The sequence below is a fragment of the Mesorhizobium sp. MC2-1-1 genome, from assembly GCF_057597255.1.
Genome location: NZ_CP195205.1, coordinates 26,166 through 45,278, shown reverse-complemented (window position 1 = coordinate 45,278; position 19,113 = coordinate 26,166). Strand labels below are relative to the sequence as shown.

18 protein-coding genes and 4 pseudogenes are annotated in these 19,113 nt (G+C 63.9%); 7 read left to right on the top strand and 15 right to left on the bottom strand.

Annotated elements, in window-relative coordinates; all coding sequences use genetic code 11:
• From ACR64R_RS00230 to ACR64R_RS00200, 7 genes and pseudogenes are all read left to right on the top strand, one after another.
• Window positions 1-843, top strand: coding sequence for a carbohydrate ABC transporter permease (locus tag ACR64R_RS00230; protein ID WP_487359700.1), 843 nt, complete (start codon window positions 1-3; stop codon window positions 841-843).
• Window positions 844-870: 27 nt separating this feature from the next.
• Window positions 871-1,693: pseudogene (locus ACR64R_RS00225) on the top strand (sugar phosphate isomerase/epimerase family protein).
• A gap of 4 nt (window positions 1,694-1,697) precedes the next feature.
• Window positions 1,698-2,774, top strand: coding sequence for a Gfo/Idh/MocA family protein (locus ACR64R_RS00220; protein ID WP_487359699.1), 1,077 nt, complete (start codon window positions 1,698-1,700; stop codon window positions 2,772-2,774).
• A complete protein-coding gene (locus ACR64R_RS00215) occupies window positions 2,774-3,592 on the top strand; it encodes a sugar phosphate isomerase/epimerase family protein (RefSeq protein WP_487359698.1) in 819 nt (272 codons plus the stop codon). Before ACR64R_RS00220 ends, ACR64R_RS00215 begins: the two co-directional genes overlap by 1 nt.
• Window positions 3,592-4,419, top strand: coding sequence for an alpha/beta fold hydrolase (locus ACR64R_RS00210; protein WP_487359697.1), 828 nt, complete (start codon window positions 3,592-3,594; stop codon window positions 4,417-4,419). Before ACR64R_RS00215 ends, ACR64R_RS00210 begins: the two co-directional genes overlap by 1 nt.
• Entirely contained in the window at window positions 4,416-5,138 is a 723-nt protein-coding gene (locus tag ACR64R_RS00205) for a ribulose-phosphate 3-epimerase (RefSeq protein WP_487359696.1), read from the top strand. The genes ACR64R_RS00210 and ACR64R_RS00205 overlap by 4 nt, the downstream gene beginning before the upstream one ends.
• Complete coding sequence (locus ACR64R_RS00200) at window positions 5,138-6,157, top strand: ROK family protein (RefSeq protein ID WP_487359695.1); 1,020 nt, start codon at window positions 5,138-5,140, stop codon at window positions 6,155-6,157. The genes ACR64R_RS00205 and ACR64R_RS00200 overlap by 1 nt, the downstream gene beginning before the upstream one ends.
• A gap of 446 nt (window positions 6,158-6,603) precedes the next feature.
• On the opposite strand, the pseudogene ACR64R_RS00195 reads toward ACR64R_RS00200, so the two are convergent.
• From ACR64R_RS00195 to ACR64R_RS00125, 15 genes and pseudogenes are all read right to left on the bottom strand, one after another.
• Window positions 6,604-8,240, bottom strand: a pseudogene (locus ACR64R_RS00195) (acyl-CoA synthetase).
• Window positions 8,237-9,406, bottom strand: coding sequence for an acetyl-CoA acetyltransferase (locus ACR64R_RS00190; RefSeq protein WP_487359694.1), 1,170 nt, complete (start codon window positions 9,404-9,406; stop codon window positions 8,237-8,239). Before ACR64R_RS00190 ends, ACR64R_RS00195 begins: the two are co-directional and overlap by 4 nt.
• 61 nt (window positions 9,407-9,467) lie before the next feature.
• Window positions 9,468-9,593: a hypothetical protein gene (locus ACR64R_RS00185; RefSeq protein ID WP_487359693.1), complete on the bottom strand. Its 126-nt coding sequence runs from the start codon at window positions 9,591-9,593 to the stop codon at window positions 9,468-9,470.
• Window positions 9,575-10,831, bottom strand: a pseudogene (locus ACR64R_RS00180) (aminotransferase family protein). Before ACR64R_RS00180 ends, ACR64R_RS00185 begins: the two are co-directional and overlap by 19 nt.
• A gap of 19 nt (window positions 10,832-10,850) precedes the next feature.
• A complete protein-coding gene (locus tag ACR64R_RS00175; protein ID WP_487359692.1) occupies window positions 10,851-11,606 on the bottom strand; it encodes a TetR/AcrR family transcriptional regulator in 756 nt (251 codons plus the stop codon).
• A 19-nt stretch (window positions 11,607-11,625) separates the two neighbouring features.
• A complete protein-coding gene (locus ACR64R_RS00170; protein ID WP_487359691.1) occupies window positions 11,626-12,471 on the bottom strand; it encodes an ABC transporter ATP-binding protein in 846 nt (281 codons plus the stop codon).
• On the bottom strand, window positions 12,452-13,402 hold the full coding sequence (locus ACR64R_RS00165) for an ABC transporter permease (RefSeq protein ID WP_487359690.1): 951 nt from the start codon (window positions 13,400-13,402) through the stop codon (window positions 12,452-12,454). The genes ACR64R_RS00170 and ACR64R_RS00165 overlap by 20 nt, the downstream gene beginning before the upstream one ends.
• A 7-nt stretch (window positions 13,403-13,409) precedes the next feature.
• Window positions 13,410-13,943: an ABC transporter substrate-binding protein gene (locus tag ACR64R_RS00160; RefSeq protein ID WP_487359689.1), complete on the bottom strand. Its 534-nt coding sequence runs from the start codon at window positions 13,941-13,943 to the stop codon at window positions 13,410-13,412.
• Window positions 13,944-13,986: 43 nt separating this feature from the next.
• A pseudogene (locus ACR64R_RS00155) lies at window positions 13,987-14,277 on the bottom strand (ABC transporter substrate binding protein); the annotation flags it as partial.
• A 375-nt stretch (window positions 14,278-14,652) separates the two neighbouring features.
• The gene (locus ACR64R_RS00150; protein ID WP_487359688.1) at window positions 14,653-15,915 is read right to left on the bottom strand and encodes an ABC transporter substrate-binding protein; all 1,263 of its coding nucleotides are present in this window, start codon (window positions 15,913-15,915) and stop codon (window positions 14,653-14,655) included.
• A 49-nt stretch (window positions 15,916-15,964) separates the two neighbouring features.
• Window positions 15,965-16,399 carry a DUF4440 domain-containing protein gene (locus tag ACR64R_RS00145; protein WP_487359687.1) on the bottom strand — a complete coding sequence of 145 codons (435 nt, stop codon included), beginning with the start codon at window positions 16,397-16,399 and terminating at the stop codon, window positions 15,965-15,967.
• On the bottom strand, window positions 16,396-17,451 hold the full coding sequence (locus ACR64R_RS00140; RefSeq protein ID WP_487359686.1) for an aldo/keto reductase: 1,056 nt from the start codon (window positions 17,449-17,451) through the stop codon (window positions 16,396-16,398). Before ACR64R_RS00140 ends, ACR64R_RS00145 begins: the two co-directional genes overlap by 4 nt.
• Window positions 17,448-17,807, bottom strand: coding sequence for a TIGR04076 family protein (locus ACR64R_RS00135; RefSeq protein WP_487359685.1), 360 nt, complete (start codon window positions 17,805-17,807; stop codon window positions 17,448-17,450). Before ACR64R_RS00135 ends, ACR64R_RS00140 begins: the two co-directional genes overlap by 4 nt.
• A 1-nt stretch (window position 17,808) precedes the next feature.
• Window positions 17,809-18,297 carry a DUF3830 family protein gene (locus tag ACR64R_RS00130; protein WP_487359684.1) on the bottom strand — a complete coding sequence of 163 codons (489 nt, stop codon included), beginning with the start codon at window positions 18,295-18,297 and terminating at the stop codon, window positions 17,809-17,811.
• Window positions 18,294-19,028, bottom strand: a complete 735-nt coding sequence (locus ACR64R_RS00125; protein WP_487359683.1) for a GntR family transcriptional regulator — start codon at window positions 19,026-19,028, stop codon at window positions 18,294-18,296. Before ACR64R_RS00125 ends, ACR64R_RS00130 begins: the two co-directional genes overlap by 4 nt.
• Window positions 19,029-19,113 lie beyond the last annotated feature (85 nt).

Genomic DNA, 19,113 nt, shown 5'->3' with positions numbered 1-19,113 from the left:
ATGAGGAAAAGACACTCGCCGAAAGACAGGCTGATCACCGTCGCGCTGCATGTTGGTCTTGCAGCGGGACTGTTCTTCGCGGCCTTTCCGATCTACTGGATGCTCAGCAGCTCGTTCAAGTCGAATACCGAAATCTTCGCCTTGCCGCCAACCATACTGCCGAAGGCCTTCACGCTGGAAGCGTATGAAGCCATCCTTGGCGACCCGGTGAAGCTGCGCTTCTTCTTCAACAGCTATTTCGTCGCCGGAGCGGTGACCGTGCTGACGGTGCTGATCGCCCTGCTGGCGGCCTATGGGTTCAGCCGCTTTAACTTCCGCGGTAAGGGCAGCTTGAACACACTGATCATCAGCACGCAGACGATCCCGCCGATCACGCTTCTGATCCCCTTCTTCGGGCTTGTCGTCTCCTATGGCATCTTCGACACCTATGTCGCGCTGATCCTGACCTACCTGGTGTTCACGCTACCCTACGCGATCCTGTTGATGACGGGATATCTGAACACCTTGCCCCGCGATCTCGATGAAGCGGTGGCTGTCGATGGCGGCAGCAGCTGGACGGCGCTCTGGCGGGTGATCGTGCCGATCTCATTGCCAGGTATCGTGGCAACGTCGGTCTACACCTTCCTCCTGTGCTGGAACGAATTTCTCTTTGCGCTGACGCTGACGAAGTCGACCTCGATGCGCACCGTCCCGATCGGCATCCAGCTGTTGATGGGACAGCACGCCTTCGAGTGGAACCAGATGATGGCGATGAGCGTGCTCGGCTCGCTGCCGCTCTTGCTCATCTACCTCATTGCCCAGAGGTTCTTCCTCGCCGGCATGACCGCGGGCTCGGTCAAATAGGGACCTGCCGCACCAAGGAATGAAAGGATGAACGTGAAAGACCTTAAAGTCGGCTGCCAGACCTTCACCTGGGAAATGCTGGGAGACCGGTTCACCGGCGGCCCCGATGACCTCATCAAGGCGATCGCCGATGGCGGTTATGCCGGCATCGAGATCACCGACACGATGATCGGCCGCTATGCCGGCAAGCCGGCCGAATTCGCCGCGGCGCTGAAGTCACGCGGCCTGACGCTGGTCTCCTTCGCGTTCGGCTCAAAGAGCGGCTTCACCCTCAAGGACAAGATCGGCGCCGACCTCGAGACAGCCGAGCGCTGGATCGACTTCGCCGCCGCCTTTCCGGGCGCGCTGGTTTCGATGGGCTCGGCCACCGTCGTCTCCGACGGGCCTCGCGATGACAAATTCGCGATCGCCGCGGAAGTCTACAACAAGGCCGGCGAGCTCGGCCGCAAGGCCGGCGTGCAGGTCGCGGTGCACCCTAGCTCGCACCACAACACGCTGCTCTTCGACCGCGCCGACTACGACCGCATCTTCTCCCTGCTCGACGCTGCGCTGGTCGGCTGGGTGCCGGACACTGGCCACATCTTGCGAGGCCACAAGGACATGGCCGATACACTCACCACCTATCGCGACCGCATCCGCTACGTGCACCTCAAGGATGTCGATGCGAGCGGCACGTGGGCGATGCTGGGCAAGGGCGTCTGCGACACGGCGAGGGTGATCGAGATCGCCAGTGCGGCACCCAACTTCAACGGCTGGCTGGTGCTGGAGGAAGAGTTCTGAGACCGCCGCCGCCAATCCGGCCGGCGCGGTCAAGGCCAACCGCCAGACCATGCGCGGCTACGGAGCCTGAGACGATGATCCGCAAGAAAGACCGTCGTCTACGTGTTGGTGTGCTCGGCTGCGGGCCGATCGCCCAGTTCGCGCATCTGGAATCCTGCGTGAAGGCAAGCAATGCCGACCTCTATGCGATCTGCGACGCCGCGCCTGACCTGCTCGCGCGCATGGGCGCCACCTATGAGCCGCAGAAGATGTATGACGACTTTGATGAAATGCTGGCCGACCCTGAGCTCGAGGCGGTGATCATCGCCACGTCGGATGCCTATCACGTGCCGATGTCGGTCAAGGCACTCGAGGCCGGCAAGCACGTGCTGTGCGAAAAGCCGATAGGCGTGTCGGTCGAGGAAGGCCAGAAACTCGCCGACGCGGTCAAGCGCTCAGGCAAGGTGCTTCAGGTCGGACACATGAAACGCTTCGATCCGGCACTGGAAGCGGCGCGCGATTTCATCCGCGACGAGATCGGCGATATCCTGGCGCTGAAGGCGTGGTATTGCGATTCCACCCATCGCTACACCAACACCGACGCGATCCAGCCGCTGCCCGTCACAAGCAAGCTGGCGAGAAAGCCGGCAGGCAATCCGAAGGCCGATCTCAGGCAATATTTCATGCTGGCGCATGGCTCGCATCTCGTCGACACGGCGCGCTTCCTGTGTGGCGAGATCACCGCCGTTCGCGCCAGGCTCAATGAACGCTTTGGCGCCTATTGCTGGTTCGTCGAGACCGAGTTCGCCAATGGCGCGCTCGGCCATCTCGATCTCACCGTCGCCGTGCGCATGGACTGGCACGAAGGGTTCCAGCTCTACGGCGAGAACGGCTCGGTGATCGCGAAGACCTTCAATCCCTGGTACTTCCGCGCCAGCGAGGTCGACATTTTTCACGAGAAGGACGCGACATCGCGCAAGCCGCTCGGCGCCGACGGCCATTTCTTCCGCCGCCAGCTCGAAGGCTTGGCCGAGACTGTGCTCGACGGCAAGCCGATGCGCGGCGCCAATGTGGATGACGGCCTGGCCTCGATCCGCGCCATGGTGGCGATCGCGCGTTCGGTCGAAAGCGGCGAACGCGTCGAGATAGCCGGCGTCACGGGAGCGGTCTGATGCAGATCGGGGTGTTCGCCAAGACCTTCCCGGGCAGCGAGCCGGCCGGCGTTTTGGCTGCCGTGCGCGACACGGGCTTCGCGGTCACTCAGTTCAACCTCGCCTGCGCGGGCCTGCCGTCGATGCCGGATGAGGTTCCCGCAGAGGCGATCCAGGCCATCAATGAAGCCGTCGACGCTTCGGGTGTCGGCCTCGTGGCGCTGTCTGGAACCTACAACATGGCGCATCCGGACAAGCAGGTACGCGGTAATGGCTTGCGCCGGCTGGCGGTGGTGATCGAAGCCGCCGCAAGGCTTTCCACCAAGCTCGTCACGCTCTGCACCGGAACGCGCAACCGTGACGACCAATGGGCGTACCACCCGGACAATGCCGATCCTTCGGCCTGGGCCGATATGGCGCGCGAGATGGAAAAGGCCCTGCTGATCGCCGAGCGCCATGGTGTCGATCTTGGCATCGAGCCCGAACAGGCCAACATCGTCACCTCCGCCGGTGACGCCATGCGGTTGATCGCCCAGATGCGCTCGAAGCGGCTGCGCATCGTGCTCGATCCGGCAAACCTGTTCGAACAGGCGGATGCCGCGCAAGCGCGCGCCATCGTTGCTGCCGCAGTCGAACGAACGGGGGGGCACGTCGCCATGGCCCATGCCAAGGACCGTTTCGCGGACGGCCGCTTCGCCACCGCCGGGCAAGGCATCGTCGATTTCGCCGACTTCATCGCCCGGCTAAAGGCGACGGAGTTCGACGGACCGCTGGTGACGCACGGGCTCTCGGCCGAAGAGGCGCCCGGTGTCGCACGCTTCCTCAAGGAGTTGGTCTGATGTCGGGCGAGACAAAGCTGTTCCGCGACGGCGCCATGCTCGGCGTCACCGACACCGGCGAAGGTCTGGCGGTCGTCTTTCAGCACGGGCTGGGCGGCGGCGAGGCGCAGGTCGCGCAGACCTTCCCCGCCGGCTTTCACCGCATCACGCTGGAATGCCGCGGCCATGGCGGCTCCGGCCTTGGCGATCGGCGGCCCTTCTCCTTCGAGATGTTCGCCGACGATGTGCTCGCCGTCGCCGACCAGGCCGGCGTCGACAGCTTCGTCGCCGGCGGCGTCTCGATGGGCGCGGCGATCGCCATGCGCCTTGCTTGCCGTTACCCTCACCGCGTGACGGGTCTGGTGCTGGTAAGGCCGGCCTGGACGTTCACCGAGGCGCCCGACAACATGCGGCCGATCGCCGAGGTGGCAGAGCTGATCCTGGAACACGGCCCCGAAAGGGCGAAGACGATCTTCGCGCAGTCGAAAACGGCGCTGCATCTCTACCGCGATGCGCCTGACAATCTCACCTCGCTGCTCGGCTATTTCGACCGGCCGGACGCCCGCGCCTTTGCGCAGGTGCTGGCAAACATCGCCGCCGATGGACCAGGCATTTCCGAACGGGACGCCGCCGGCTTGCGCATTCCGACGCTGGTTGTCGGCAATGCGGTCGATGCCGTGCACCCACTTTCTGCCGCCTACGCGCTGGCCGCCGCGATCCCTAACGCGATCTTTGCCGACATCACGCCCAAGGCGCGCGACAGCGCCAAGCATTTCAGCGAGCTGCACAGTCAGATCGCAACCTTCCTGCAATCCCACTCGAACGTCCGGAGTCTCATTCCGTCATGACCAGTAAATCCCTCTCCGGCCCCGCCGCCATCGCCGCCTTGCCGCGCAACCGGCTGCTGGGCGAATTCTCGCTCTGGTCGGCGGATCTCGCCAATATGGAACGCGACCTGAGGCGCATCGAAGCCTATGCCGATCTGCACCATATCGACGTGGCGGACGCCCGCTTCACGCCCGGCTTCCTGTTCTTTCCCGACCTGGTGGCGCGCATCGCCAGGCTGACCGCGAAGCCGATCCATGTGCATCTGATGGTCGAGGCGGAAATCGTCGAGGCGCAGACGCGGCAGTTCATCGAAGCCGGCGCCGATCTCGTCACCATCCATGCCGAGAATGGCGAGGCGGGCTTGCGCGCTGTCAAGCTGGCGCATGAGCTCGGCGCCGAGGCCGGCGTCGTGCTCAGGTTGGAGACGCCGGTCGCGGCCATCGTGCCCTTCCTGCCCGAAGTTGCCTTTGTGACGCTTCTCGGCACCTCGATCGGCGTCAAGGGCCAGAGCCTGTCCGAGCAAGCCTGCCCGCGGCTCATGGAGGCGCGGGCGCTGATCCGGAAAGCCGGCCGCGAGGCCAACATCGTGCTCGCCGCCGATGGCGGCATCCGCCATGAGACGGTGCCGTTGCTGCGTGCCGCCGGCGCCGACACCGTTGTGCTGGGCTCGCTCGCCTTCGGCGATCCTGACCTTGCGCAGCGCATGGCCTGGCTGCACGGGCTGACGGCAGCCGCCTGATGAGCACGCTTGCGCTTGCCTTCGATCTGGGCGGCACGGAGCTGCGCGGCGCGCTGGTAGAGCGCGGTGGCGACGTGGTCGCCCGTGTCTCGGCGCCGACGCTTGCCGGCGCAGGACCTGAGGCGGTGATCGGTCAGATCATCACGCTGGCGGACACGTTGCTCAAGGAGCACCCACAGGCGAAAGTCACCGGCATCGGCATGTGCGCGCCGGGTCCGCTAGACCCCAAGGCCGGCATCGTCATCGGGCCTCCGACCCTGGCCGGCTGGCACAATGTGCCGCTGATCGACATCCTCAGCCGGCAGTTCGGCCTGCCGGTGCGGCTGGAGAACGACGCCAATGCGGCGGCGCTTGGCGAATGGCGCTTCGGCGCCGGGCGTGGCACCGGATCGCTGGTGTTCGTCACGGTATCGACAGGCATCGGCGGCGGCGTGATTGCCGATGGCCATATCTATCACGGCCGGCGCGGACTGGCGGCCGAGATCGGCCACATGACGATCACGGGCGAAGGCGACCGCTGTTTCTGCGGCGCAGTGGGCTGTTTCGAGGCTGTCGCCTCTGGCACCGCCCTCGGTCGCCGGGCGACTGCGCTCACGGCACCGGGCGACGGGTCGCTGCTCAGGCGCCTTTCCAACAATGGCGACGTGTCGGCACGGCATGTCGTCGAGGCCGCTCGGACGGGTGATGCAGCGGCTTTGCAATTGGTCGAAGCGGAGGCGAAGTGGCTGGGCATAGGCTTTACCAACCTCCTGCATCTCTATTCGCCGGAACTGATCGTCATGGGCGGCGGCCTTGCCAACGGCTTCGACCTGCTTTCGCCGACAATCCGGGCAACGATCGACGAGCGGGCGATGCCTGCCTATCGCGACGTGCCGATCGTGCCGGCCGAGCTCGGCGACCGGGCGGGCCTTGTCGGCGCGGCCAGCCTGATCCTGTGGGAGGGCGAGTCCGGCACGGCGCTTGCGATGGTGCAGAACGATCAGACGACAACCGGCGCAAGGGAGGCAAGCCAGGTCTGATCTCAAGCTGCGCTGCGCAAATCCTATGGAGGAGAAGATTGGCAGCACCGTTGCCGGCTCTTCCTGCGACGACGACGATTGGCGAAGCCAAGGTGACGGCCGATCGTCCCTGTTGAGGAGAGGCCCGGCAGGACAGAGGCGCGCGATTATCCGCCAGCGGCTGAAGGTCCGCACCGTCTCAGCTCTCGAAAGGTGCGTCATCCGCGACGGGGGCCCCAGCTCCCTACCGCATCGCAGCACGTCAAAATCCACTGCACACCACTTTAATTCATAGCGCCACCGCGACAGCCAGCCTGGTCGCCGCAATGTCGGCTTCAAGCGACGGCAAACTGAAGCAGAACGACTGGGATGTGGCGCATTTCTGACGGCCAGCTTTTGGGCCGACGGCGGAAGGTCGGCTTTTGGCGACAGTCCGCGAAAACTGAAGTCGTCCGCGTCCAGCTCTCTCATCTCGAAAGAATTGCAACCGGCAACTTGTCCACCCTGTCCGGTTCGGCGTCTGCCAACCTTTCCTTGATGTCCTTCTTGGCAACCTTGCCGTAGCCGGACTTAGGAAGGGCGTCCCAAAACTGGATAAGCTTGGGTTGTTTATATCGGGCAATCTTGTCCCTCAACCAGCTATCCAGTTCTGCGGCCGTGATGGACGCATTTGCCTTTGCGACGCAGACAGCGACGCCTACTTCGCCCCAGACGGGATCGGGCATGCCGACGACGGCGACCTCGTGAATGTCGGGATGGGCAAGTATCTTTTCCTCGATTTCGCGAGGATAGATGTTCGATCCGCCCGATATGTACATGTCGGACGCCCGGCCGGTGATGTAAAGAAAGCCTCGCTGTCCAGGTGACCGAGATCGCCGGTTCTGAACCAGCCGTCGCGGAACGCCTTGAGGTTGGCCTCCGGATTGTTGTAGTAGCCCGCGAAAACGGCCGGTCCGATGACGCATATCTCGCCGGTCTGTCCAGTTGCAACCTCATGCCCTTCCGGCGTCCTGATGGAAACCTGCATGGCGGTGCGTTCGAACCCGCAGGTGCCGATACGGGCGCCGGCATCGTCGTCGACAGAGTGATGGTTCGGTGGCAGCACGGTTATGTTGCCCGTCACCTCGCCCAGGCCGAAATACTGCACCAAGACCGGGCCGAGCTTGGCAAGCGCAACCTTCTGGTCGGCGCGATACATTGGCGCGCCGGCATAAACGACATGGCGCAGCGAGGAATGGTCGTAGCGATCGACGGAAGGATGCTCGACGAGCAGTTTCAAGATGGTGGGCACGGTGAAGATGTTGGTGATGCGCCATTTCTCTATCAGAGCCCAGGCCGCCTCGGCATCGAAGCGATCCGTATCGAGAAGGATCGTGGCCGCGCCGCGCGCCACCTGCGTCAATTGGTGGACACCCGCTCCATGGGAGAGCGGCGCCACCACAAGCGAGGCGTCTTCAGCCGTCGTGCCCGGCATGAGATCGCACAGGTGATTCGTGATGACGAACGCCATCTGGCCGTGCGTCAGCACGGCGGCCTTCGGATGACCGGTCGTTCCCGACGTGAACAGGAACCAGCATGGATCGTCGCGGTCGACGCACGCCGGTTCGATCTTCTTTCCGAGATGCTCGGCGACAATGGCGTCATAATCCGGGCCGAACGAAGCCTTGCCGATGCTTATGTGGAAACGCAGCGAATCCGATGCGGCCGCGCAGGCAGCCTGATGATCGGCAAAATCGGCATTGCAGATCATTCCCGCGGCGCCGCTCGCGCGAGCCTGATAGGCAACCTCCGCCGGCGTCTGGCGGAAATTGGTGGGGACCCACACCGCGCCGATCCGGAAACACGCGAACATCGACTCGAACATCTGGTTGCAGTTCTGCGACTGCACAAGCACGCGATCCCCTTTGCCGACGCCAAACCGATCGACCAGGGCTGAAGCCATGGCGTCGATGCGCTGGTCCAGCTCCTTCCAGGTCAGGGTCAGCGCCCGGCTTGCGAACGCGACGCGCTTGGGATGGCGGCGTGCGGCCTGGGTGACGAAATGCGCCAGATTCATGACCCGCGTGGAGACAGGCGTGACGGTGGGGACGGGGTCTTCTCTCATCGTGCGCGTTCCAGGATCGAGACGTAGTTGGTCACGGCCGCCCCGCCCATGTTGAAGACGCCGGCCAAGGTTGCACCGGGGATCTGCATGGCGCCCGCTTCGCCGGTGATCTGCTGCGCCGGCATCACGTGCATGGAAACGCCGGTGGCGCCGAGCGGATGGCCCCGGGCCTTCAGCCCGCCGGAAGGATTGACCGGAAGCCGGCCCGATCTTTCGGACACGCCATCGTGGATGACCCGGTGGCCCTGGCCGCGCTCGGCCAATCCCATGGCTTCGTACTCGATCAATTCGGCGATGGTGAAGCAATCGTGCGTTTCGGCTAGGTCAAGATCTTCGAGGCACAGGCCTGCCTCGCTCAGCGCCTTCGCCCAGGCGCGCCTAGCGCCTGCAAAATCGACGGGATCGCGGCGGCTCAAAGCCATGAAGTCGTTGGCCTGCGACCGTCCTCGAAACGACAGACTTCGTTGCAGGGTCATCGCCGTGTCCTGATCGACAATTACCAGCGCGGCGGCACCGTCCGACACAAGGGAGCAGTCCGTTCGCCGAAGCGGCGGCGCAACCAGCGGATTTCGCTCTGAAACCGTGTTGCAGAACTCAAATCCAAGGTCCGCGCGCATGTGCGCGACCGGATTGTCCACGGCGTTGCGGTGGTTCTTGGCGGCGATGGCCGCCAGCGCCTCCGATTGGTCGCCGTATCGCTGGAAATAGGCTTGGGCGATGCGCCCGAAGACTCCGGCAAAGCCGCCTTCGATTGCGGCTTCCTCCTTGCGATAGCAGCCGGACATCAACACATCGCCGACCTGGCTGGGCGGCAGGCCGGTCATCTTCTCTGCGCCAATGACCAGCGCGACGCGTCCACGCCCGGCCTCCACGAAGTCGAGCGCGCCGAACAAGGCCGCCGAACCCGTCGCGCAAGCGTTCTCAAACCGAGTGGCTGGTACCGAGCCGAGCGCCGGGTGGCCCATTCCGACAAGTGCTGCCTGGAAGTCCTGGCGCGTGAAGCCGTTGTTGTAGACACCGACGAAGACGGCATCGACATCGGCGGCATCGATACCAGCATGGTCCAGAGCCGGCCCCGCGACCTGAGCCATCAGCGTTTCGGTATCGGGCGCGGCCGACTTTCCGAAAACCGAATGAGCCCAGCCGACAATCTGTGCCTTGGTCATGGTTGGTCCTCCGGCCGCCGCATCCGGCGCCGCTAAAAGCTTCAAGGAAAGTCTTGTCAGGCTATGCCGTCGCGCGCAGGACCGGTTCCTGCGCCACCTCGTTCTCGAAGGCGCGGATGCCTGCCTCGAACGATTCCAGCATCTCCTCGATCTCCGCTTCGTTGATCGTCAGCGGTGGGCACAGCATAAGCCATTCCCCGAACGCCCCCCGGCGGTGCGGCGGGAGAAAAGCAGCAGCCCGTGCTCGCGGCAGATCATCCCGATGCGCTCGCCAGCCTTGACGTGCGCCGGGAACGGCTCCTTGGTGATGCGGTCGGCGACGATCTCCACCGCCATATGCAGCCCCAGCCCGCGGACGTCGCCGATGACGCCTGTCTTTTGCTTCAGCGCCTCCAGCCTCGATCGGATGAAGGCGCCAAGCCTGGTCGCGCGCTCCATCAGACCGTCTTACTCCACGACACGCAGGACCATGTCAGAGGCCGCGCAGCTGACCGGGTTGGCCGAATAGGTGTGACCGTGCTTGAAGCCGCCGCTGCGGCGGACGTCCTGGACCATATCCGTGGACGCCAGCACGACCCCCAGCGGCGCGTAAGAGCCGCTGACGCCCTTGGCCAGGGTGACGATGTCGGGACGGCAGTCGGGCCAATGATGCCCAGCCAGGAACTTGCCGGTGCGGCCGGCCCCGCTCATGGTCTCGTCATAGATCAGCATGATGCCGTAGCAGTCGCAAATCTGGCGTATCCGGGTGGAGTAGCTGTCCGGCGACACCAGCGCGCCGGTCGACACGCCGCCAACGGGCTCGATCATGAAGGCGAGGACGGTCTCCGGCCCTTCGCGAAGGATCGTGTCCTCCAACTGTCGCACGCAGCGATCTACGACATCCTGTTCGGATTGGCCCGCGGGCCGTCGGTAGGTGAGCGGGGCATCGACCTTCGGCATGTCTACGAACATCGGCTTGTAGGCGGCGGCATAGTCCGGGTCGCCGGTAATGCCCAGCAAAGCCGTGGTGGCGCCGTGGTAGGAGGGGATACGGCTGATGATCTTGTAGCGCGATGACTGGCCGCGAGCGACCGCGACCTGCCGCGCGAACTTTATCGCCGCCTCATTGGCCTCGGATCCGCCCGAGACGAAGAACGCCGCGCCGTAGCCCCAGTCGCTCATCCGCTCCAGGCGCGCCGCCAGCCGCTCGTTCGGATCGTTGTCCCAGCGCATGCTGTGGGCATAGATGATGCGGCCCATCTGGTCGCGCATGGCCTCAAGGACCCTCGGATGCGCATGGCCGATATTGACCGAGATCGCGCCGGACGACCCGTCGAGAAGGCGCCGGCCGGTGCTGTCCCAGATATAAACCCCCTCGCCACGAACGACTTTGGGAAACTCCTTGCTGCCCTCAGGAGTGATGAAATGCTGATAGCGCAGTGTCATGGCTGGTTCCTCTCAGTCGTCATGCCGTGCCGACCGGGCGCAAAGACGAAGTCGCCTTCAGAAGTGCCGGATCGGGATCGATGCCGAAGAGCATGCGGTGGCGGGTGAAGGCGAGCAGCTCGGCGACATGCTCGTCATTGCCGGGGTCTTCCGGAAACGCGCTGCCGAAGATCTCGTCGACGTAAATGCGCGTCATGATCTCGTCGGCGAATGCGCTGGTGGCATGCCCCACGAACCGGTCGAATGCGGCCGGCACCGGACGCTTCGTGTGCTTCATCGCGATTTCGGACAGGACGTCGGCCCACTGCGCCGTCAATCGTAGCCAGACTTCATTGGCTTCCTGATCTTGCCTGCGCATCTGGAACAGCGAGCGGAACAGCTTTCTACGACGGCGAAACGCGCCGACGATCTCGAGAAAAGTCGCCTTCATCCGCGAGAACAAGTCATCGAATTCGTTGCCCTCCGGGATAGCGGGAGCGATGTCTACCGCGGCGAATTCCGAGAAGACCTCGATCGCGAGCTCGCGGATGCCTGCAAAATGCAGGTAGAAGGTTCCCGCAGCTACCTTGGCCTTGCCCGTCACCGCACTGATGGTCAGGTTGGAGAGATCGCTCTCGGTCAGGCAGTCGACCGCGGCGCGCTTGAGCTTGGCTCGGGTCCGAGCGCTTTTGCCCTCGCCATTATTGCCTCTGATCTGGGCGTTCAGTTGCGCCACGTAGCGGTCGCCGAGCGCCATCGAAGTGACCGCTGGGTTCGATGGATGTTGCGTGTCCATGGTCGCTCGCTTCATCGATTCAGGACGCGGCCGCAAGCAGCGTGCGGTCGGGAAGCGCCTCTCCGACCAGCGCTTCGAAACTCGCGGCAAGCCCGGCCAGGTCGAGGTCGGTCTTCTGCTTGCCGGACAGGTCCATGACCACCTTGCCCCTGTGCATCATCAAAACCCTGTCCGAGTGCGCCAGGGCGTGACCGAGATCGTGGGTGACCATGATCGTCGTAATGGCCTGCGCCCGTATGATGTCCTCGGTCACCTCGGCGACAAGCTTCGCGCGCTTCGGGTCGAGCGCCGAGACGTGTTCGTCGAGCAACAACACACGCGGATTGCGGACCGCCGCCATTGCCATCGCAACGGCCTGGCGTTGGCCTCCGGAGAGCGTTCCGGTGGATTCCGCCAGCCTGTCCTCCAACCCCATGCCGAATTTGCGCAATGCCTGGACACCCGCTTCTCGCACCGCTGCCCGGTCGTAGCGGCGCAAGCCGAAAGCGCGCTCGCGACCCATGATCGCCAAGGCGAAATTCTCCTCGATGCTGAGCGACGAAAGAACGTTGTGCTCGGGATTCTGGCGCACCAGGGCAACACGGGAAGCGCGCTTCCAGGAGGGCTGTTCGCTGACGTCCTCGCCGTCGATGTGCAGCGATCCCTCGTCGAGCAGCTGGGTGCCCATCAGGATCGATAGCAGCGTCGATTTGCCGGCGCCGTTGGAACCGATCAGGGCCACGCAACTGCCGGGCGCCACGTTGAGGTTCAGAGCATCAAGCGCCGTGAAGACTTCCCGCTTGCCTAGCCCGTCGAAGCGCTTTGTCGCGTTCGAGAGTCGGATTGCGGGAATATGTGATCGCGCATCAAAGAAGGCTTGAGACACGGTCATTCTCCAGAAATTGCAGGTGTCTACGGCGGCGGCTGCGCCAGCCTTCGAAGCCGGACCGGCTGAAACTGCCTTTGGCGTGGATACGCGCGGCGATGAAGGCAAAGACGAGCATGGCGGTGATCAGGCGCACGGAATTCGGCGGCACGCCGAGCCTGAGGCTGAGCGCAACGATGCACCGATAGATGACAACGCCGACTATGACGGCGGCGATGCCGACGGCAACCTTGTCCGAGCGGATCATGCTCGTGCCGATCGTCAGCGCCGCCAGGCCGACGACGATGACGCCGCCCTGGAAGGAGACGTCCATGAACCCCTGGCTCTGGGCCACCAGCGCTCCCGAGGCGGCCGCCAGCGCATTGGCCATCATCAGGCCGAAGATCTGATGCTTCTCAGTTCGGATGCCCATCCCGCGAGCGGTCTGGATGTTCAGTCCTGTCGCGCGCGTGGCAAGGCCGTATCCGGTGTGGAGCAGCCAGACCAGGAAGAGCGCGAGAAACAGTGTGACAGTCCCGGCGGCAACAATGGTCGCCTGCTGGTTTCCGATTCCGACATTTTCGAGCCAGGTGAACAAGGTCTCGAAACGGACGAGCGAAACATTGCCTGTTCCCATCACCGCGATGCTGACGGACCAGGCCGCGGTGGTCATCAGAATGCCGGCGAGCAACACGTTCATCTGGAGCACGACATGGAGCAGAGCGGTGATCAGCCCAGCGAGCGCGCCAGCGCACATGCCGATCGCCAGCGAAGACAGCGGGTCGAAGCCCATCATGAGGCTGCTGGCGGCAGCAGCCCCGCCAATGCCGAACGAGCCTTCAAGCGTCAGGTCCGGCAGGCTAAGGACGTTGATTGCGAGGTAGATTCCCAACGCCAACGGAGCATAGAGCAGCCCGATCTGCGTACCGATCAAAAGCACGTCCAAAATCATGGTCGCCTCAATAGGTCTTGACCGCGGAAGAGAGCATGTCCTCCGGGATCGTCAGCCCGAGCGCCGCAGCCTCGGTCTTGTTGATCTCATAGCCGGCGATCTTCGGAACAATGACAGGCATTGTGGCCGTGTCACCCCCTTTGAGCACCGCGACAACCTGCTTGGCCGTTTCGGTGCCGACATCCACATAGCTATAGCTTCCCGCGAGGATGGCGCCCCCCTTGACCGCGTCCGAGGTGCAGCCGAATACGGGCAGCTTCGCGTCCTTCGCCACTTTCAGCGCGCCAGCCATGCCAGAGATCGTGGTCGTGTCGCACGGAAATTCTATCGCCTGCACGCGACCGACCAGCGACTGTGCCGCCTGCGTGGTCTCGCCCGCATTGGCGATGCCGGCGGTGACATATTTGAGCCCCTTGCCTTCGATATGCGCCGTCGCACGGGCAGCGAGGGGGTCGCCTGCGGGATCGCCGACCTTGTAGATCAGGCCAATGGTCTGAATCGACGGCAGGATCGCTAAGCATGCCGTCGATCTCGGATTCAACCGGGAGCGGATCGGACACCCCGGTCATGTTGGCGCCCGGCTTTTCTAGCGCCTTGATCAATCCCGCTTCCACCGGCGTGGAAACGCCGGCGAACACGACCGGAACGGTCTTGGTAGCCTGCTGGATCGATTGGGCGGCTGCAGTACCAACCACGACGATGACGTCGCACCCGCCACTGGCGAATTGCTGGGCGATCGTCTGCTGTGTAGCGGCATCCGCCTCGGGGTTTGGATGTTCTGAACGATCTTCTCGCCGCCGACAGCCTTGAACTCGGCGTCCATGCCCTTGAGGATATCGTCGATCACCGGAGCGGAAGCGTATCTGTTCACACAAACGGTCTTCCCAGACAGTGCGGAGTCCTCAGCCCGGGCGTTGGCGGTTAACCCTAGAACTGTGCCGCCGGCCAACGAAAATGCTATCAAGGTCTTCATTTCTGCTTCCCCTTTTGCGCGACTTAAGCGTCGTTTCTAAACCATAATATGAAAATGAATTCAGTTTCATTTTTTGTCAAGCGAGAATCCTGCATGGGAGGACGATTTGATCGTCAATAAAGACGGCACCTCAGCCGAGAGCGACGGTACTTGATGGTATGCTTGAGAACCGACCCGTGCTCGTCGGAGACGAAAGCCCCCTTAGACGGTCCTTCAATTTATGAGGGGCGTATGGACCCCGGATCGACGATCCGGGGTCCATGCGCGTGTCGGCGCTTCATTTGTTCAACTTCGCCTGCAGAGCGTTGACGTCGTCCGTGGTCATTTCGCCGTCGGTCGTCACCTTACCGTCGACGATCTTCCACAGACGGAACGGGCCAGTGATGTCGCCGTATTTGTCGAAGGCGACCGGACCGATTACGCCTTCGTAGCGGATCGGCTTGCCATCCTTGATCAGGCCGAGGGCCTTGGCGAATTCCTCCTTGCCGGCGAAGATCGGCGTGCCTGCTGGATCGACCGCCTTATACATGGCGTCCTTGATCTTGGCCGGGTCGTCGGAGCCAGCGATGGCGATGGCGAGCCCGACGATGGCACCGGCATCATAGGAGCGATCCGCGGCCGGGTTCGATGGCTCGATGCCGGAGAATTCCTTGTAGTTCTTGTTGAAATAGTCGGTCGACGCGGTCGGGCTGGTGCCGGAGGAGGTGCCATAGGCATCCTTGAGATACTCGGCGCCGACGGAGTCGATGAAGTCGGGGCTGTTCATGCCGTCATTGAGCAGGAACTTCTGCACGCCGCCCTGCGAGATCCAGGTGCGGGCAACCGTGGCGCCGTCGACCGGCGTGCTGACGAGATAGAGCCCATCCGGTTCGCCCGCCATCGCCGCCGTGACTTCCGAGGCATAGCTTGACTGCTTCTCATTGTAAGGCGTGTCGGAGACGATGGTGCCGCCCAATGCTTTGTAGGCGCGCGAAAATTCGGCGACCATGTTGACGCCGAAGTCGTTGTTGACGTGGATGATCGAGAGCTTCTTGAAGCCCTTGTCGATGGCGTATTTGGCAGCTGCCACCCCCTGCAGCGCATCCGAGGTGATGGTGCGGAAGAAGATGCCGTTGGTCTTGCCGTCGCGGCCCAGCGCGGTCAGCGTCGGCGAGGACGACGCGGGCGAGACCTGGACAATCTTGGCCGGAGCGGTGACCGACGTCAGGATCGGGATCGACACCGACGAGATGATGCCACCGATGATCACCGGCACTTTCTTGACCTGCACGAGCTGGGTCGCGGCGTCGACCGCCACGTTGCCCTGGCTCTGGCTGTCGCGCGTGTCGGTCGCGAGATCGCAGCCGCGCACGCCGCCCGCGGCATTGATGTCGCGGAAGGCCATCTCGACCGATTTGGCGCCCGCCTGGCCGTATTCGCCGGCCGGACCGGTAAGTTCCATGACGAGGCCGACGGTGATCTTGCAGTCGGCGGCGTGCGCCGCGCTTGCGGCCATAAGCAGGCCGAGCGCGGTGGTGATCTGGAATATCGTTTTACGCATTGCTGTTCCCCTTTTCGTTACTCGACTCTTGTTTTCATGCTTGGCCTGATCAGCTTCCCGGCACCTGCAGCCAGGTCTCATGCAGATGCCGCCATTCAACGCCATTGGGCGCCGATGAACTGACGGTGAAGATGGTGCTGGACCGGCGCCGGCTCGCCTGGCCGGCGCGTTGCTGCGCCTCGACATAGGTGAGGACGATGACATCGCCGGACTGCCATCCTGGCCGGATGTCCTCGATCGAAATGGCGAAGTCGCCGTCGAACGTTCCGCGGCTTGCCTTGACATAGCCGAGCACCGCAGCGCGATCGAGCAGTTGGCCGGTCGGCACGACCATGGTGAAGTCCTCGCCCATGACGCGTTCGAAGCGGCTGAAATCCGCCGCCTCGCAACGCCTCTTGTCGAACCAGTCGACGAAGAAGCGATGCAGGTCGACCACCTCGGCGCTGGCGCGGGAAAGCAGCGAGGTGCCCATCGCCGCGCTCATACCCGGCCTGCGTTCAAATTGTAGTGCATGATCGAACCGTGGCGGCCGTGGCGATCGCGCTCCAGCATGTAGACGTCGCCTTCGAGGCCTGGACTTCGGGCGATCACGGCGCCGATCGCGGCGCGATCCTCGGCCGACAGCACGACGTCCATGATCCTGGCATTGGCGAGCGCATGCGCCTGGTTGCGGGCGCCAACGATGACGGCTGCGACCCGCGGCTGTTCCAGCACCCAGGCGCTGGCGATGGTGGCGATGTCGACGCCGTGGCGGTCGCCGACGGTCTTCAATGCCCGCAGCAAATGCTGGAACAGGTCCCAGCCGCCGAAATCATCGATGATCAGCTTGTATTTGACCAGCGAGCGGTTCTCGAGCGGCGTTGCCGGCTCGGCAGCGCCGAGCCATCGATCGCTGAGGAAGCCGCCGGCGACGGAACCGTAGCAAAGGAAATGCATGTCGTGCTGTTTCGCCAGCGAGGCAAGGCCTCGGGCCGGGCGTTGGTCGAGCACGGAATATTGCAGCTGCTGACTGACCAGCGGAATGCCGGCCGCCAGGATTTCGGCAAGCCGCGGCGTGTCGAAGTTGGTGGTGCCGAGATTGCGCACCTTACCCTCGCGGCGCAGCTCATCCAGCCAGACCATGGCCTCGACATAGCGAGGCTGCGCATAGTCCCACCAGTGGAACTGTACGAGGTCGATCCGCTCGGTCTTCAGCCTGCGCAGCGACTGGTCGACGATGCCCCTGATATAGTCGCGGCTCACGGTGGCCAGCCGTTCGAGGTCAGGCACCAGCTTGGTGTGAACCTTCATCCTGGCAGCGACGTCGAGCCCATGTTCGTTGGCCAGCCGCAGGCGCGCAGCGCCGATCAGTTCCTCGACGCCGGTGTAGATATCGGCGCAGTCATAGGTGAAGATGCCGGCGTCGAAAGTAGCGATCAGGTCGGCCACCGCCTGTTGGCGGTCGATCGCTCCATGGCCGCCGGCCAGCTGCCAGCCGCCGCGAATGATGCGCGAGATGGTGTAGCCGGGGGCGAGGTCGAAGGTCTTCCCGGTCATTTGCGCTCCGTCTCCTCTGGCAAAGGCACTGCCGTCGTTGCGGCGTGACTGAACTGCCGCTTGGCCACCCTGACGATCCTGAGCCGGCTGGCGCAGTTCGGGTCGGGACAGGCGATCTCGGCGTCCGACGTCATCCAGTCGTTCCTGTGCGTCGGGCGCTGCTTGGCGGCCAGCAGCGGCAGCACGGCCGCGATCGAATAGATCGAGAAGCCCTGCCCCGCCGGCAGCGACAGCATCTCGCCCTTTAGCTCGAAATAGTCGCCGGCCCTGGCGCCGCAATAGATCGGCTTGCCCTCGGGGATGACTGCCTCGACGCGAAGGTCGAAGAGCTCGAAACTGTCGTCTCGTTCCGTCATCTCAAATCTCCGCCCGGGAGAAGGTAACGTCGCATGCGCCGTTGCGCCGGATGATGCCGCAGGCGGCCGCAAGCGGCTCGCGCTGCTCGGGTGGCACCTGCGCGACCACGCTTCCGGCCAGCCAGCCGATCGGAAAGAAGAGGCGTGCGCCCTGTCCGTAAAACAGGCCGATGTCGAAAATTGCGTTCGGATTGCCGCCCCACATGCGTGGCGGCACATAGGAGAGCACAATGTCACCGGGCTGCGGGGTCAGGGTCGCGTTCTCGGCCGGCAGCGGCCGGGCGTAGCTCTGTCCATCGAGATGCGCCGGTGGCACAGGGCAGGAAATCTCCGGACCTGTCCACATCGCGTGGATGCCGGCGACAACACGCGGCTCTGCCAGGTAAGCCCACAGGAAGGCGGCGTTCTCGGGCGCCTTTTCCGGGAGCAGCAGCGCGGTGGCGGACAGGCCGGAGCGCGGCTCGCTGATTTTTATGGCGCGTCTTGTCATGTCGCGTGTGTCCCGGCAGCGGATTTCAGCTTGTCACGCAGGAAGGCGAAGGGCCGACTGATGTCGGCGACCAGCGCCTCGCGCGCAGCCCGGGCGTCCTGCGCCGAGAGCGCTGCGACGATGCTTCGGTGGTAGTGTGCGGTGTCGACCTCGCCGGCTTCCGAAAAGGCGTAGATGGCGACACGGATGCAAGGCCCCGATTGCAGCCAGAGGCTTTCGATCATCGGGATCAGCACCGCCGACCCGCAGGCGCGATAGATCTCAAAATGGAAGCTCTGGTTCAGCGTCACCTCGCGGTCGACGTCCTTCTTGTGCTTCAACGCCCGGATTTCGTCCCATTCGCGCAACAGACCGTCGACCGTCGCAATCTGGCGCGACCCCATTCGCGAGGCCGCGAGCGAGATCGCCTCGCCCTCAATCAGGATGCGGGCGCGCAGCAGGTCGTCGATGCGCTCAAGCGTGATCGGCGGCACGCGCACCGAGCGGTTGGGCAGCGCCTCAAGCGCCTTTTCCGTGATCAGCCGCCCGATCGCCTCTCGCACCGGCATGGTCGAGGTGACCAGAGCGTCGGCAAGGCCGCGAATGGTCAGCACCTGGCTTGGCTCGAACAGGCCGCCGATCAGAGCGCGGCGCAATTCGGAATAGACGCGATCCTGCACAGTCTCGCGGCCGACCGGCGCGAGCTGCGCGGCGATCGCATCATTGTTGCGCTCGATAGCGGCCTTCTGCATGGCGCTCCCATTCTCGACCCTTGGTGCGGTGGGTCGGGCCGTTTTCGGCCTTGCAGAACAAAGTAAAGCCGAATAGCGTGATCAA

What these genes read in the sequence shown, in the direction of transcription:
- ACR64R_RS00150 (WP_487359688.1), bottom strand. Translation starts at nt 15,915, where the DNA reads ATGCGTAAAACGATATTCCAGATCACCACCGCGCTCGGCCTGCTTATG.
- ACR64R_RS00220 (WP_487359699.1), top strand. Translation starts at nt 1,698, where the DNA reads ATGATCCGCAAGAAAGACCGTCGTCTACGTGTTGGTGTGCTCGGCTGC.
- ACR64R_RS00125 (WP_487359683.1), bottom strand. Translation starts at nt 19,028, where the DNA reads ATGCAGAAGGCCGCTATCGAGCGCAACAATGATGCGATCGCCGCGCAG.
- ACR64R_RS00215 (WP_487359698.1), top strand. Translation starts at nt 2,774, where the DNA reads ATGCAGATCGGGGTGTTCGCCAAGACCTTCCCGGGCAGCGAGCCGGCC.
- ACR64R_RS00145 (WP_487359687.1), bottom strand. Translation starts at nt 16,399, where the DNA reads ATGAGCGCGGCGATGGGCACCTCGCTGCTTTCCCGCGCCAGCGCCGAG.
- ACR64R_RS00165 (WP_487359690.1), bottom strand. Translation starts at nt 13,402, where the DNA reads ATGATTTTGGACGTGCTTTTGATCGGTACGCAGATCGGGCTGCTCTAT.
- ACR64R_RS00135 (WP_487359685.1), bottom strand. Translation starts at nt 17,807, where the DNA reads ATGACGGAACGAGACGACAGTTTCGAGCTCTTCGACCTTCGCGTCGAG.
- ACR64R_RS00140 (WP_487359686.1), bottom strand. Translation starts at nt 17,451, where the DNA reads ATGACCGGGAAGACCTTCGACCTCGCCCCCGGCTACACCATCTCGCGC.
- ACR64R_RS00230 (WP_487359700.1), top strand. Translation starts at nt 1, where the DNA reads ATGAGGAAAAGACACTCGCCGAAAGACAGGCTGATCACCGTCGCGCTG.
- ACR64R_RS00130 (WP_487359684.1), bottom strand. Translation starts at nt 18,297, where the DNA reads ATGACAAGACGCGCCATAAAAATCAGCGAGCCGCGCTCCGGCCTGTCC.
- ACR64R_RS00185 (WP_487359693.1), bottom strand. Translation starts at nt 9,593, where the DNA reads ATGCTGTGCCCACCGCTGACGATCAACGAAGCGGAGATCGAGGAGATG.
- ACR64R_RS00210 (WP_487359697.1), top strand. Translation starts at nt 3,592, where the DNA reads ATGTCGGGCGAGACAAAGCTGTTCCGCGACGGCGCCATGCTCGGCGTC.
- ACR64R_RS00205 (WP_487359696.1), top strand. Translation starts at nt 4,416, where the DNA reads ATGACCAGTAAATCCCTCTCCGGCCCCGCCGCCATCGCCGCCTTGCCG.
- ACR64R_RS00190 (WP_487359694.1), bottom strand. Translation starts at nt 9,406, where the DNA reads ATGACCAAGGCACAGATTGTCGGCTGGGCTCATTCGGTTTTCGGAAAG.
- ACR64R_RS00175 (WP_487359692.1), bottom strand. Translation starts at nt 11,606, where the DNA reads ATGGACACGCAACATCCATCGAACCCAGCGGTCACTTCGATGGCGCTC.
- ACR64R_RS00200 (WP_487359695.1), top strand. Translation starts at nt 5,138, where the DNA reads ATGAGCACGCTTGCGCTTGCCTTCGATCTGGGCGGCACGGAGCTGCGC.